Source organism: Streptomyces sp. NPDC002884 (assembly GCF_040295245.1).
GTDB lineage: Bacteria > Actinomycetota > Actinomycetes > Streptomycetales > Streptomycetaceae > Streptomyces.
On sequence record NZ_JBEOVB010000041.1, the window covers coordinates 12721 to 29338 of the forward strand.

Annotated in this window: 2 protein-coding genes; both read left to right on the forward strand. The window is 72.4% G+C overall.

Annotated features, from left to right (window positions below):
- On the forward strand, positions 1 to 15321 hold the full coding sequence (locus ABT070_RS40695) for a WXG100-like domain-containing protein (RefSeq protein ID WP_351767993.1): 15321 nt from the start codon (positions 1 to 3) through the stop codon (positions 15319 to 15321).
- Positions 15322 to 15448: 127 nt separating this feature from the next.
- Positions 15449 to 16612, forward strand: a complete 1164-nt coding sequence (locus ABT070_RS40700; protein ID WP_351767994.1) for a type VII secretion system-associated protein — start codon at positions 15449 to 15451, stop codon at positions 16610 to 16612.
- Positions 16613 to 16618: the final 6 nt, after the last annotated feature.

The window sequence follows — 16618 nt, forward strand, 5'->3', positions numbered from 1 at the left end:
ATGGGTGATCTGAGGGTCTCGGAGGCGATGAACGGTGTCCTGATCGCGTTGATCGGTACGGGTTTTCCGCAGGCGAGCGAGACGGGAGCACGGGTCTCCAGCCAGAAGCTGGCCGAGTTCGGGCGTCGGATGCGGGAGCTGGAGCAGGACATCCACTACTCGGTGGCGCACATCGGCGACTCGTTGCCGGGCGACGCGGGCCGTGAGTACGAGCGGGCGATGTCGGTCCTGACGGGATCGAACGGCGGCACGAACTACCTCCGGGAGTACGAGCGGAGCCTGCGGAGCGTGGCGGCGGGCCACCGCGACCAGTCGCTGAACATCCAGGAGAGCAAGTGGCAGATCATCGCGGAGCTGATCCGTCTGGTGATCGAGCTGACGATCCTGGCGGCCACGGCGTGGATCAACCCGGCGGCGGCGGGCCAGGCGGCGCAGGCGAAGGCGCGGAGCTCGGCGATCTTCCTGACGACGCTGGATCTGTTCCTGCGCCGGACGCACCTGATGCCGAGTCTGAGCGAGGCGTTGGAGGAGGCCTTCCAGACGCTGGTGGTGCGGCTGGGGCTGATGGCGTTCAACGATCCGGACATGCGGCCATCGGGGGTGGACTGGCGGGCGGTGTGGCAGAGCGCCGCCTTCGGCGGTGCGGCAGGCTGGCTGTCGGGCCCCCTGCGCAACTTCGCGGACCGTTTCAACGGGCTGTTCGCCAAGAGCGAGAGCCGGGGGCTGTTCAAGGACCTGTCGGGGGACGTGACGTCGAAGTCCGGGCGGGATCTGCCGGGCGGCGGGGGCACAACGGCCAATTCGCCGCAGTCGTTCGGAGCACGGCTGGCGGCGTCGCCACGGCGGGTGTCGGAGTTCGTGGCGGACGGTCTGACGGAGGCGTTGCCGGAGACGCTGCTGGCGATGGCGTTCTTCGGGACGCCGTTCTCGTGGAGCGCCTTCGCGACGACGTTCTGGACCTCGGCCGTCAGTGAGCAGACGTCGGATCTGCTGGGCGGGGGCGTGACCCATGGAGTGGGGAGCGTCCGCGAGGCCTACGACGACTCGGCGCTCCAGGCGAAGAACACGGGCGGTGTGACCGGCGGGGTGGTCCCCACCGCCTCGCGCGGGACGTCCGGTACGACAGCCGGTGGCACCGGCACCGCCACCACCGGCACCACCACCGGCGGCGTCGGCGTCAAGACCCGCTCGTCCCTGGGCACCGAAGTCAACGCCCCGGACGTGCTCGACCGGATCGGCGCGCCCGGCGTGACGGCCCCCACCACCGAGTCGGTGCCGAGCGCCGGCCGCACCGCCACGCCCGACACCGAGTCGGCGCAGACCCCCCGTACGGCCGGGAACCCGGGATCACGGCTCGTCACGGAACGCGCCGTGCACGACGACGTACGACGGACCGAGCGGCCGGACACCACAGGGAGCACGCCCGCCGAGGACACCACGGCGCCCGGCACGACCACCCTGCCCGCCACCGGACAGCCCACGCCCGGGATCTCTCCGGGAGCCACACCCGGTACCGTGGCCTCTCCGGGAGCCCCGACCGGGACCAACGCCCCTTCCGGGAACGCCACTTCTCCCGCGGCCGACAGCAACCGGGCCGTGAACACACCGCCGTCCGAGGCGAACCGCACCAACACGGGCACTCCCCACGGTCGTACCGCAGCGGCCCCGGAGGCGGCCCGCGCCACCGGCACCCCGTCCGCCGAGACGGACCGACCGTCCACGACGTCCTCTCCGGCCGCCCAGACCCGTGCCCCAGCCGCCGACGATTCCGCGGAGCCACGGTGGGCCGCCCTGCGCGAGGAGCTCCCCGAAGCCTGGGCCGCGAACACGCCGACTTCGGGCGACATCAGCACGGCCCGCAACATCGTTCGCACACACCAGAAGCTGACGGACTTCGAACCCGCCGACAGCCCGCCCTTCGCGGACCTGGACCCGGGCCAACTGTCCGTCTACGCGGTCGCCCTCGACCTGGGCACGCACCACGACGTCGACCGGGCCGAGGCACTCTCCCGGCAACTCGCCCAGGGGCGGCCCCGGGCGGAACGCGGCTATCTCCCGGGCGGCTCCGGGCGGGGAACGACCGAATCGTCGGGCACGGCGGGCGGGAGCACCTCCGGTGGTCCGAGCCGGACCGGGCGCATGTTCGGTCCGCGTGTCCGGGCCGGATCGGAATCCAGCGGCAACCGTTCCACCGAGCCGTCCCGCCAGAACACGACGACCACGACCACAACGCATACGGCGAACACGACGAGCGCGACGCCCCCGACAACCTCGAAGACCTCGACGGACACGCCCCCGGCGGCGATGCCCTCGGTCCCCACCGCCACCTCGGTCCCCACCGCCACCTCGGTCCCCACCGCCACCACGGCGACCTCGACGGATCCGGTACAGACCCGCCCCCGCGGTCTCCCCACCCTGCCGGGAGGCACCGCGAACCAGCCGGGCAGCCGGGCGACCGACCCCACACCACAGAACCGCCCCGCGGAGCCCTCGCGGCGGACCGGCACAGGGCAGCGCCCGACCGTCGCGACCGCCACCTCCCTGCCCGACGCCCGCCCCATCGCCACACCCGCCCCCGGCACTCGTACCGGCACCGGCGCGACGACGGACACGGCGCCCGGCGCCCGTACCAGGCCGCGACAGCAGCCCATGGGGTCCCGCGGCCCCGACGCGCCGCGTCGTGACCGGAGCGTGCCCGCGACTGCCACCAGGCGCGGACCGGACACCTCCCTGCCGGGCTACGCCCCCCGCGAGGTGTTCCGTACGGTCGACATCGACGACGGCTCGTTCGAAGTGCTGCGGGTGCGGGGAGACGGCGACTGCTTCATGACGTCGATGCTCGCCGGCCTCGCCCGCCAGGTGCCCGGTTCGCCCCTGGCCGGCCTGACCGTACGACAGTTGCGGGACCGTGTGGGCGACTGGCTCGCCGGCGACAGCCCGGCGGCGGTCGCGCGGCGCGCGGAACTCGACTCGGGCCCCTCCCCTCTCCGGGTGCTCGTCAACGACCTCACGCTCGTGGAACTGGAAGGCATCCTCGGCACCACGGCCCCGCAGCCCACCGCCGAGCAACTGGTCGCGATCGACCGTGCCCTGGGCAGGCCGCAGTTCGTACGGGAGTTGGAGGGCCGGTTCCCCGACCCCGCCGACCGGGCGGTCATCGGGGACTTCACGGCGGGCATGGCCGCCGACCTGCTGCCCGGCTTCACCCCGAACCCGGCACTGATCCGTCCGGAGGACCGTCGGCGGCTCGTCGCGGACCTGCGGCTGACGGCCCTGCGGGAACAGGCGGCTCGCGAACTCGCCACGGTCACCCCGGAGAGCCAGGCCCTCTACACCCGGTTGACCAGCCGGCACGGCGGACTCGGCCGCATCCCCGAGCTCCGGCAGATGCAGGCGCTCACCCCGAGTGCCGCCGCCGAGAGCGCCGCACGCAACGTCGACATGTGGACGACCCCGTTCTACGACCAGGTGCCGCAGCTCACCGCCCTGGCGCTGGATCTGAACATCACACCGGTGCAGCCCGTCGAGGGCATGGACGACCTCGCCTTCGCCAATCCGCTGAACCCGTCCGCCGCGCGCTCCCTGTACGTCTTCTACGAGGGAGGCAACCACTACTCGGCGATGAACCCGGTCGGCGGGGCGGTCCAGGACCCGGCACCCGTGACGATCGCCGGCATCCCTCTCACCGGCGACAGCCCGGTCGGCACCGTGCCCCCCGCCGCGCCCTGGACCCGGCCCGTACGTCCCGAACTGGCCGCGCTCTCCGCCGTGCTGCGCGACAAGGGAGCCAGCGACAACCTGCTCGCCCGGCTGAACGACCTCTCACCGGAGGCCGCCGACCGGCTCGGCGCAATGGCCACGCAGGCACAGGGAGCCCCCGCCCCTTCCGCCACCCCGGCCTCCTCCGCCACCCCGGCTTCCTCCGCAATCCCTGCCCTCGCTCCCTCCGCCGACCAAGGCCCGCCCGCACCGCCCGGTTCGGTGCTGGGCGCCGGCTTCTCCGCGCGCTCGCGCCGTGATGCCGCCCGGCGTCGCCAGGTCTCCGTCGAGGTCGAACCCGTCGTCGTCACCTTCCCCGAGCGCGCGACCGACATCGGGCCGGCCCAGATCCAGGCACTCGACACGATGGTCGAACTGGCCGCGGAGCACGCACTGGGCAACGCGAGGACCGGAAGGCCGCTGCCCGTGCTCGGCATCGACACGGACCCGGCGCCCCGGGCCCGGTTCGCGCTGCCCGGCACCCGTACGCGGGACGAGGGCGCCGTACGCGAGCAGGCCGTCGAACGCCATGTCCGTGCCCGGCTCGCCGAGGTCCTGCGGGACAAGCAGGCCGTGTACCGCACCCACCCGGTCACCGTCGACGACTTCCTCATCGAGACGGGGGCCCCGGCCCGGCGCAGGGCGGAGACGGCGGCACTCTCCAGGAACGAGCGGGCGCGCCCCCGGCCCGCGAACGCCGTACGGATCACGGTCGACAGCTCGCCGCCCAACTCGGCGCAGGAGGAGCTCACTTCGACGGTCCTGAACGACGAGTGGGCCCATCTGGAGGGGGCGCGGAACCCCGGGCGTGGGGCGGCCCTGGAGATCGCCCGGAACATCGTGCGCACCCACCAGCGGGTCGCCGGATTCCGAGCGGAGCTGAACCCCGAGTTCGGGGATCTGCCGGTCTCCCACCGCGCGGTGTACGCCGTCGCCGCCGCCCTCCTCCGCAACCCGAAAGAGCCCGCCGTCGCCGAGGAACTGTCCCGGACGCTGGCGGAGAACCAGCCTCCGCCGGAGAACGTGCCCCGGCGTGACCCGCGCGCGCGGGGCCGTTCACGGTTCGGGCGGCCGTCCGGTGACCGGGCGCTGCCCGCCCCGCCCCCCGTGTCCGGCGGCACCACGTTCGTCACCACCGGACAGCAGCACATGGCGTCGCCCGTCGACGCGCCCGTCCGGGTCAGGCCCCTCGGGCAGCCCCGCGCCCTGGCCCTGCCCCTCGTGGTGATGACGCCCGCCCGGCGACACGCGGCACTGCTCGCCATGACCGCCGACGAACGGGCCTGGATCGCCGTGGACCACGAGGTGGTCCACGCTCTGCGGAAAGCGCTGAGCCCCCGGGAGTTCGCACGGACCGCCGCGATCCTCACGGTCGACGTGGCGCCCGGCGTGGACCAGCCGGTCTCCGCCCGCCGGGAGGCCCATCGCCTGTTCGCCGCCCTGTTGCAGGACCCGGCGACCGCGGAACGCGTCCTGACCAGCGGCGCGCGTGTCACCGTGATCCCGAAGGACGTCCGGCTGACCGATGTGGCACCGTTCGGTTCCCTGGCCGGGCGGGCGCTGTCCGGCGGCCGGGTCTGGGACGACGTACGGGGCACCTCCGGGAGGGTCACCGCGATCAGCGAGGAGAACCTCCTCGGCGAGACCTCGGCGCTCCCGGACAGCGAGTACGCCGACGGCTATTCGACGGCCGCGCACGAACTGGCCCACGTGGTCCACACATACGGGCTCACCGACGAGGACCGTGCGGCGGTCGACCGGGCCTTCGAGGACAAGACCGGGCTGGGCTCCGAGGTCCAGTGGCCGGACGGACCGCGCCTCGACCTGAACGGCAGGGCCACCGACAACTACTCCGCCACCGACCCGTTCGAGTACTTCGCCCAGCTCAGCAACGCCTACCTCGGCGTCAACACGGGAACCGACGCGGCCACGGGACGCCCCCGCAACAACGGCCTCGAGTACGTGCACACCCACGAGCGCCCCCTGAAAGACCTCCTGAAGCGCCTCTACGGGCCCCGTCCCGCGCTCCTGCGGACAGGCCCCGTCAACCCGGTCGAGGCGACGCGCGAGGAGAACGAGACGTACGACGCCGTACGCCGCCTCTTCCCCGACCTGTCCCCGCTGCGGGACGAACCCCCGCCGGACGGCACCCCCGTCGGCGACCTGGTGCGCTGGAACGGCCCGCTGACCACGGCACAGATGCAGACCGTGATGCACCGGGTCGTCGAACTGGGGCGGACCTCCCGGCTCAGTGCCGTCCGCATCGTGCAGGACCGGCTGAGGAAGCGCGCGGCCCGGCTGGAGAACACACGGTTCCAGGACCACGCCCGGAGCCTGGAGAGGTGGGTCGGCGAAGAACTCGACCTGGCCCGGCAATGGTCCAGGACGGGCACCCCGCCCAAGACCGTCAACTTCTTCTGGGTCGGCCGCCCGCTGTCGCCCGCCGCCGTCGCCAACGTGCTGTCCTGGTCCGAGGTGGCCCGCACCCACGGGTGGACCGTACAGATGTGGACGGACACCACCCCGGTCACCATGGAGAAGGGCAGGGAGGAGAAGTCGTCGCTGAGCACCTGGACCGACGAGACCGGCCAGGCGTTCGAGGAGGCCGGCATCAGATTCCGCTCGGTCCGCGACCTGTTCCCGCCCGACCGGCCGCCCACCGACGACGGTGATCCCGGTTTCACCCTCGTCAACAAGCGTCTGAGGAAGCTGCGCTCCGTCTACGACCGGGCGCGCACGAACCCCCAGGCGTTCCCGGTCGCCTCGGACGTGACGCGGCTCGCCATCATGCTGTACGAAGGCGGCACCTACGCCGACGTCGACCTCGAACCCGGAATGGTCGAGTTCAACTCGGACCCGCGCAAGATGGGCCGCTCGGACATCCCGCTCATCGGCCCCATGTTCCGCGACCGGTCGAGCTTCCGGGAACAGCGCGCGGAGTTCGCCCGGGAACTGGGGTTGCGCCCCGAAGACATGAGCATGGTCGACGTGGCGTCGTACGCCATGACCCACGGGCGGTTCGGCAACGCCCTGATGTCGACCGTGCCCGAGTCGTCGTTCTTCCGGCGGGTCATCGACGCGATCGACGACGACATCGTCACCTGGAACGCGGAGGAACTGGCCGCGGGCGGCGCCTTCCTGACCGGCCCCCTGACCTTCACCCGGGCCGTCGAGGAGCAGATCGCCACCTACGGCCTCGGCGAGATCGACGGCTCCGAACACGGCGCCGCCGTGGACCCCTTCGAGGTGAGGCGCTGGGCACACAGCGGCTGGCTCACGGACGAGAGCGAGAACCAGGTCGACCGCGCCGCCCCGACCGGCCCCCCGATCCCGGGCCAACTCCCGCCCCCGCTCCCGAAGAGCAGGGTCACCACGGTCTCCGGCGGCCAGGTCCACACCGGCCCGGCCGTCGCGACGGGCACCGCCGCCTCCGACCTGGCCGACATGGACGCCCCGGAGGCTTCCACGGACGGCCTCGCCGCGAGTGACGACGACGAGAACGAGCCGGAGCCGGTCACCCCGGAACTCGCGGCGACCTCCGTCCGGAACTGGCTGGCCTCCGGCGAGCTGGTCCGCCTGCCCGTCGACGCCAGGACCCTGCTCGCGCAGGACACCGAGTTCCAGGACGCGGCGATCATCGGCCTGCCCGCGCGGGAGTACGCCCGGTTCGCGGCGTATCTGATGGTCGACGTACCGCCCGAGGTGCTCCAGCCGGTCGCGGCCCGCGACGCGGCGCACGCCCTCGTCGCCCGCGTGCTGCACAACCCCGGCGTGGCGCGGAGCCTGCTGCTCCAAGGCGTACGGGTGCGCGTACTGGGCAGGGACACCCCGCTCACCGATCTCCCGGAGTTCGAGTCCTCGCGCGGTCGGGCCGACTCCGCAGGCCGTCCGATCGACGGCATCCGAGGCGTCCACCGGGACGACCTCGTCGTGGTGGCCGAGGAGAACCTGCTGGGGGAGACCGGCATCGGCGCGACGGACCCGCACGGGTACTCGTCGGCCGTGCACGAGCTGGCGCACGCCGTGCACAAGCTCGCTCTCGACGACGTCGAGTTCTCGCGCGTCGGGACCGCCTACCGCAGCCGCCTGGCCGCCGGAGCCGACATCACCTGGCCGGACGGCATCCGCCGCGACGTGCTGGACAGGAAGCGGGACAACTACGCCTCCACGGACGTCCACGAGTTCTTCGCCCAGCTGACCAACACCTATCTGGGGGTCAACCACGGGGGAGACCTGGACACACAGCGCCCGCGCGAGAACGGTCCGGGCTGGGTGGCCGTGAACGAACCCGACCTGTTCATCCTTCTCGAAGAGCTGTACGGGCCGGTCACCGGCGAGGGGTTCGGCGTACCGGTCAACCCGGTCGACGACGTCGCGGCGGCGAACCGGGGGTTCGAAGGGGTGCGCACCCTGTTCGGCGCGGGAGAGCCCGACACTCCCCAGGACCTCTACCGGACAGCCGCCGCCGCACGGTCCGACGCCGTGGCGCCCGCGGACGCCGACGGCCTGATGGACCGGATCGTACGGACGGGGGCGGAGGAACAGGGAACGCTCCTGGCGGGCCTCGCACCTGAGGAGCGGCGCTGGCTGGCGCTGCACCAGGGCTTCGTGGAGAACCTCAGGTCCACGCTGACGCCCGCCGACTTCGCCGCGACGGCGGCCCTGCTGATGGTGGAGGTCCCGGACTCGGCGACCGACCCGGAGGGCGCCCGGGAGACCGGGCGGACCCTGCTGGCCAGGCTGCTCGCCGACCCCGACGTGGCGCAGCGGCTCCTCGCCGCCGGGGTGTCCGTGTCGGTGCTGCCGGTGGGGGACGGGATCACCGAGCTGGAGCCGTTCCGGGATCTGAGCGGCGTCACGATGTCCGACGGACGTGTCTACGACGACGTCACGGAGCTCAGCGCGGTCCGGACCACGGCCCTGCCCGAGGAGGCCCTGTGGCCCTGGGAGGGAGGGAACCCGTCCGCACGCGCCGGCGGGGACCGCGGCCGTGTGGCCGTCCTGCTGGCCCGCACGGTCTTCGCCCACGGCCTGTCCGAGCCCGACATGCGTCTTGTCATCGCGTCCCGCCGGGCCCGGCTGGCCCAGGGGCCCGACGCGTCGTGGCCGGACGGCATCCGGCGCGACCTGTCCGGTGCTCCCGCGGACCCCTACTCCGTGACGGACGTGGTGGCCTACTTCGGCCAGCTGACCAGTGCCTATCTGGGGACGAACACCGGCCGGGACCCCGTCACGGGACGGCCCAGGAACAACGGCGTCACCTGGATGGCCGCGAACGAGCCGCGTCTGATCCCGCTCTTCGAGCGCCTGTACGGGCCCGCGCCGTCCCCGGGCTCGTCCGATACGTCGAGCGAGGTGAACTCCGCGTCGAGCGCGGTGAACCACACGCCGAGCGAGGCGAACTCCGCGTCGGCCGGGACGCCGTCCGACAGATCGGGCGAACTGCATGCCGCGCCGTTCGCGACCGGTGACAGCACCACCGGCACGGCGGGCAACGCGACTACGGCGAACGCCGTGAACGCGCCGGGTGCCACGAGCATCATCGCGCCCCCGGTCCCGCTCGCGACCCCCACGGCGGCGGCTCAGCAGGCCGCCGCCGTCCAAAGGGCCCGTGCGGTCCAGGCGTTGCCCCGCCTCGCCGCCCAGGGGCAGGTGGTCCTGCTGAGGACGCAGGCCCGAATACACCTGGCCTCCGACACGCAGCTGATCACCCAGCTCAAGGCGACGCTCACGCCCCCCGAGTTCGCCGGCCTCGCCGCACAGCTGATGATCGACGTGCCGGCCGAGGTCAACAGTCCCGCCTCGGTGCGGGCGGCGGCGGTCGAACAGGTCGCCCGGACGCTGGCCAGCCCGGAGGCGGCGGCACGCCTGCTGGTCAACGGTGTGCGCGTGGTCGTGCTGCCCAGCCACATGCCCGTGACCGATCTGCCGCAGATCCAGGCGTTCCGGGGCCGGACCACCCACGACGGCCGCGACCTGGCCACGGTGCGAGGCCTGAACGCCGGGAACACCGTCGTCATCACCGAGGAGAATCTGCTCGGCGAGACGTCCGCGGTCGGCAGCGGTGCCGCTCCCGACGGATCCTCGACGACGGTCCACGAGATGGCGCACGCCCTGTACAACTACGCGTTGAACGACGCCTCCCGCGGCATCGTCGACGCGGCCTATCAGGCCCGGCGTGCCGGCGACCTGGACACCCCCTGGCCGGACGGCGTCAGACGCGACGCCCTAGGCAACCCCAGGGACAACTACTCCTCCACGTCCGTCGACGAGTTCTTCGCCCAGATCAGCGCCATGTACTTCGGCGCGAACACGGGGTACGACAGCGCGACCCTCCTGCCGGTGAACAACGGTGGCGACTGGGTCGAGCGGAACGAGAAGACCGTGCTGCCCCTTCTGAAAGCCCTGTACGGGCCGCCGGAGCAGGCGCGCTTCGACGCACCGGTCAACCCGGTCGACACCACCGTCCGGCAGGACGAGGCTCTCGCCGCCCTCCGGGACATGTTCGACGAGGACACGCCCACGACGACGGCCCCGGGCACGGAGGTCACGGCACCCCCGAACGCCCAGGAGTTGATGGCGGAGCTGCCGGGACTCGACGCCCGGGCGCGCGAGGACGCGCTGTCGGGCCTGGCGCCCGAGCACCGGCGCTGGCTGTCGGTGCACCACGGCTTCGTGGACACCCTCGGGGCCGGCCTCACCGCGGACGAGTTCGCGCGTACGGCGGCACACCTGATGGTCGACGTGCCGTCCGGGTCCGTCGCAGCGGGCCGTCAGGCACGCGCCCTGCTCGCCGGTCTGCTCGCGGATCCCGGCACCACGGCCCGGCTGCTGAAGAGCGGCGCCCATCTCACCGTGCTGCCGCGGGACACCGCGCTCACGGAGCTGCCGGACTACCGGGACCTGCGAGGGACCACGACGACCGAGGGCGTGGAGTGGGACACCGCACGTTCCGTGGGCGGCGTGCGGGCCACGGTGATCGCGGAGGAGGACCTGGACACCGGCTCGGCGTCCTCCGTGACGGACCCCGGGCATGCCCATGCGGTCCGGATTCTCGGCCACACCCTCTACGAGCTGGCACTTTCCCCCGACGACCGGCGTCGCATCAAGGCCGGCTACCGGTTCCGCCAGGACCAGGGCGCGCACACCGCCTGGCCCGACGGCCTCCGCGCCGACCTGAACGGCACCCCCACCGACAACCTCTCCTCCCTCAACGAACTTGCCTACTTCGTCCAGCTGACCAACGCCTACCTGGACCTCAACACCGGCACGGACGCGTTCACCGGCCGTCCGCGGAACAACGGCGCCGCCTGGGTGGCCACGCACGAGCCGCGTTTCCTGCCCCTGCTGCAACGGCTCTACGGCACCCCCGCCGCCCTCACCACCGCACCCCTGGCGGCCCCCGCCCCCGGGACCTTCACCGGGCCGGCCCCGGCGGCGAACCCGTCCGGCACCTCGGACCTGCACGCCGCGCCCGCGGCCGGAAGCGGCCGGACCATCACGGCGAGCGTCTCCGGCGGCACCGTCTTCGTCAGGCACCAGACGTCCTCCACCGCCCCGAGCCCCGAGGCGGACACCGAGAAGGACCCGCCCCCGCTCCCGCCTGTCGCCCCCAGCACGGACGAGCCGGAACACGAGCCCGCGGAGCGGGAGTTCGCCTCCTCGGCGTCCTCGGCGTCCTCGGCGTCCTCGGAGTCCCCGGAGGAGAAGCCCCTGACCGTCCGCTTCCCGAAGGGCTCACGCACGATGGCGGACGGCGCCCACGAGCCGCTGCGCGAGCTGGCCCGGCGGGTGGCCCGGGAGGCGCTGCGCGACCACGCCGCCGGGCGGGCACCGCGGGCGATCCGGGTACGCGGCCGGGGCAACAGCTCGGACCACGCCGGATACACCGCAAAGGCGCGGGCGAAGAACACCGCACGGGTCCTGGAGGCCTATCTGGCGGCCGAGTTGCGGACACTCCAGACAGATGTCCGCGTCCCGCTGACCACCGGCGACCTCACGGTCCTCCACGGCTACGAGGACACCACCGACCAGCGCCGTATGGACCCCTACGAGCGCCGCACCGCGATCGTCACCCTCGGCGACGAGAGTCCCGACGGCGTCACCTGGACGTCGTTGCGGGAGGACGGCCACCGGGACCGCCGTGAACTCGCCGAGACCCCGACCCGCATCCTGTTCGAACGGGGCGACAAGGCGGTGTCCGACCAGGGCCGTCAGGCCATCGAGGACCTCGTGGACCGGATCGCCGTACGGGCCCTGCGCGAGCGGACGCCGGGCGGCGAACCGACCGTGATCCGGGTCGCGGGCCGCGGCAACGGGCGGAACACGGCCGAGGCCACCGGAACGCTGCGGGCGGTGAACACCGGGGCCGCGGTGGAACAGGCCCTGATCAGCAGGCTGGCGGAACTCCAGCCCGGGGTGGCCGACCCGCTGACGATCGACGACTTCACGGTCGAGAACGTCTACGACGACACCCCCAGAGAGCTCTACGAAGACCCCCTGACCCATCGCCTGGCGACCGTCACCGTCGACTGGCCTGCCCGGGAGGACGACGAGGACGGGAACGAGGACGGGCGTGAGGACAGGCGCGAGGAAGCGACCCTGGCCGACAAGGACCGGAGCGGTCCGACCGTCGAGGTCGTCCCCCTGGAGGGTGACTTCCTCGCCCTGCACTCCCCGCCCGTCCCCGGCAACGGCTTCGTCGAGGCCGTACTGACCGCCCACCGCGACTCGATCCGCGGGGAGACGGACTGGTATCTCGACGACGGCACCCCCGACCCGGAGATCGTGCTCGGGCTCCGCAAGGAGATGGCCGCCGACCTGATCGGAAACGATGTGCGGGAACCGCTCGCGCCGTTCCCGGCCGAAGGACTGACCGTGTCCACGGAGGAACTGGACCTGATCGGCGCCCCGGAGACGGTGGGCCGGGAGACGGACGACGGGACCCGCGCACTGGGCCCCGACGACCTCACCCCGTTGCAGTACACCCGGCTCCTGCTGCTCCGCTCCGACGGCTGGACCCCGCAGATCGCGGTGCTGGCACTGGAGCGCATCAGCTCCCTGCTCACGCACGACCTCACGCTCTTCGACCTGGACAACGGCACACGGCACACGGCAGGCCCGGGCCTCGGCTCCCGCCGACTCGTCCTGTCCGACGGACGCTTCCACTGGACGGAACCCCACGATCCGACCGCCCCGACCGACCGGAGCTCCACCGTCGGCTTCACGGCCATGCGCAAGCACCTCGCCACCCAGTGGTCGCAGAGCACCCCGGACCCGGACGACATCACCCTGGCCCTCAACATCGTCCGCACCCATCAGCAGCTGGCGCCGTTCGAACCGGAGGCCGAGCCCGACTTCGCCACCCTGGACCCCGGACACCTCGCCGTGTACGCGGTCGCCCTCGACCTCCAGGCGCACGACGCCGAGGACCACGCCGAGGAACTCTCCAGGCAACTGGCCCAGGGCCGGAGCAGGGCCGTACGCGGCTACATGGCCGGCGGCAGCGGCAAGGGGAAGGGCGGCGTGCGGAAGCCGAGGCCGGTCGACATCTATGCCGGTTCGGACGCGGGGGCGAGGGGGGCGGCGAGTGGAACCGGCGGCCACGGCACGACCTGGGGACAGGCGTCGACCTACTCGCAGTACGGAACGGTGGCGACGGGCTCCGCTACGAACCCGGCAGCGGTGGACTGGCACGGACTGTCCCGGCAAGAGGCGCTCGATCATCTGAAGGATTCACCGAGGAGATTCCTCGAGAACAACGTGCTGATCGTGCGCTTGGACGAGGGATTGCGTGCACGGTCGGACATGTCCCAGACCGATGCGGCCGCGTTCGTCGCTTGGATGAGCGGCCGGGATCAGCACTGGTTCACACTGACCAAGTCCTCGGGACGGACCGACACAGGTGGTCAGCCGGTTTACCTGTTGACCCCGGCGGTGGAAAAATACTGGGAGACGTTCGGGGAGAGCGACCCGGCCCTTCAGGCGATCGTCATGCGGATCGGTATTCCTCGGAGCGGCCCTTCGGAATCGTATGTGAGGGCGCACTTCATTCCGTATCTGCAGGGAGCCACCTCGAATCCCGACAGCCGTGTCGGTCATACCGAAATCCCGGTGCGCGGGAGCGCTGGTTCCCTCGGGAGTTCCGACTTCGTGTTCACTCCCGGGATGAACGGCTGTGCCCTGGCGGTGACCGTGAGTCCGGTGCCAGGCAACTTCACCGCCTGGCATTACCAGTCTCCGGGCAGCAGCAGCAATGTGGCGGCTGCCCAGCAGTTCCGCAGCGGGAGAAATCCCTTCGAATGGTTCGGGCACGAGCAGTACATGACGGCGGTCCCAGGACTGATGCCGGAGGCCACCAACTTCATGTGGCGTCATCCGGACGGTGACTGGAGGATCCTCAGCCAGGACAACCACATGCCGTTCCAGGCCGCGAACTCGGTGACTTCCGTGCGGGTCCAGGAAAAGAAGCTCGCCACCGGGCGCGGGTGGATCGATATGGCGACGATCTACAGGGCTTTGGCGAATGAACGCCTGGCCAAAGTCACGCAGGGGCACAGCCTGCACGTTCGAGGTCTGAAGAACGGTGAGAGAAACAAGAATCTCATCCAGGCCTACGGAATGGTGATGGCGCAAGCGAATTTCGATGCGGAGCACTTGGCGACAGCGGCCGGCCCGCAGGGTCTGGTGGATGCTGCCCAGGCGATTCAGGACGGCCATCTGGAGACGAAACGAAGAGTCGAGGCACTTCTCGCGAAGCAGAGATCAGCGGAGGCGCAGAAGAAGGTGGGACTGTTCGGCCCGAAGACGGACAACGAGCAGTCGGCCCGTAACGCGGCGCGGGAAATCATGAGGGACGTGTCCGACCCCAGATGGTTCGAGAGCCTGACCCGGGAGGCCACCGCCCTGGCGGGCCAGTCCCTCTCCTTGCCCTCCCCGGGCATGGACCTCCAAGGTTCCTACGCTCCCTCTCCCGGCGCGACCGGAAGGTTCTCCTTCTCGCCGCTCCCGGTGCCCTCGCAGGGCTACGCGTCGGCCGGGGAGTCGGGCCACGGATGGCCGTCGTCCTCGGGCCCCCGGCGCCAGGCGTGGTGGGACACGGCAGGCGGCAGCAGCAGCGGCTTCGCGCAGGTTCCCCGGACCCCGGCGAGTTCGGGAGTCCCGGTCTCGGCGGGGACGGCGTACGCGACCTACCCGACCTACTCGGCCCCGCCGGCCACCGACTTCGTGCTCGCCCCCGCCCCCGCTCCGGGCGGTTCGGCCGGCCGGGGTTCCGGGATGCCGATGTACCCGGCGTACACCACCGGGACGCTTCCGGGGAGCGGGACGCCCGCGACGTACGGCTATGGCCATGGATACGGCTACACCCACGGTCCGGGGCCGGCTCCGGGAGGCTCGGGCGTTCCGGGTACGCCGGTCTCGGGAGGGATGGCGTTCACGGGCTATTCCGCGGTGCCTCCCTCCGGGTTCCGCTGGGCTCCACCGCCGGAAGACGACAACGACTACGACTACGACGACGAGGACGAGGACACCGTGATCCCCCGCCAGGCACCCCGGCGGTGAGTGACGCGCCGGACGGCCGGGCGGCCCCCGCCCGGGGCGCTCCCCTCCTCCCGCGCCGGTTCCCGGCCGGCCCACCGCGCACGACCGACCGACCACGACCACGACGATCACCGTGAGGACCCAGCAGATGACGAACGACGCCCCACCGGCCGAGGAGCCTGCCGTGCCGCAGGACGACCTTCCGGCGCTGCTCGCCCCCCTCGGCCTCACCCCGGAGTACCTGTCGCCCGACCCGGCCGAAGGATCCGGGGAACCCGAGGACACCCGGCCGCCGGTGCTCAGCCGTCCGGTCGGCGCCGATGACCCGGCCCCGGGCGATCCCGGGACCGGGGGCGACCCCGGGATCGCCGGAGCGATGCCCACCCCGCCGCGTCACGTGGTCGAGGCCGCCGAGGAGACCCCCGGGCACTGGTTCGCCCTGCCCGACCCGGCCTGGACCGGAACCTGGCCGCCACCGGTGTGGACCGTGGTGGGGGAGTGGCGCGCGGACGACCTCGGACAGCTCGTCGAGTGGCGGCACAACCCCGCCTACGTCCCGTCCCCGGCGGCCCGCGGCTGGTCACGGCCGACCGACGCGATCGACGCCGCCGTCCAGCGGGCGGCCGCGGGCTACGGCCAGGACGACGAGGTGCCCGAACTGCTGGCCGGGGCCGAGGTGGCCGTCTTCGTGGGGCCCGGCGGGGAGCCGGTGGCGGCGGTCGCTCCCGACGGCACTCCGGTGGTGCTCGCGTTCACCTCGCAGGCACATCTGACGAACTCGGGGCGTCTCACCTACGAGATCCACGACGTGCCCGTTCTCGTCGGCCGGCTGCCCGAGGACCACCAGATCTATCTCAACGCCTCGGCGTCGGTGTCCATGTGCGTGGAATCGGCGGCTCTCGCGCGCGCGATCGATCGCGCGCGCCAGGAGACCGACGCTCCCGCGGCCGGTGGGGAGCAGCCCGCCTCCGAGCCGGACGAGGGGCTCGACGCGGCACCGGACGAGGGGCCGAGGAACGAGCCGGAGGAAAGGCCGGAGACCGATCCGGCGGACAGGGCGCAGGTCGAGCCGGACGAGGTCGTCGCCGCGGCCGTCCGCGTCGACACCAGCGGATCCACGCCCGTGTCCGCACCCGCCCCGGCGCCCGCGGCCACGGACCTGGACACCGGGACCCGCTCCGACGAGACCCCCGAGCCGTCCGACAGTCCCGCCCCGGCCCCCGCCCCGGCCCCCGCCCCCGCTCCTGCCCCGGTCACCCCGTCGCTCGCCGAGAGCGCGGCGGCGGCGCTGATGTCCACCGCCGATCGCTGACGGCCC

Coding starts and splice junctions, on each gene's coding strand:
- ABT070_RS40695 (WP_351767993.1), top strand. CDS start 1: ATGGGTGATCTGAGGGTCTCGGAGGCGATGAACGGTGTCCTGATCGCG.
- ABT070_RS40700 (WP_351767994.1), top strand. CDS start 15,449: ATGACGAACGACGCCCCACCGGCCGAGGAGCCTGCCGTGCCGCAGGAC.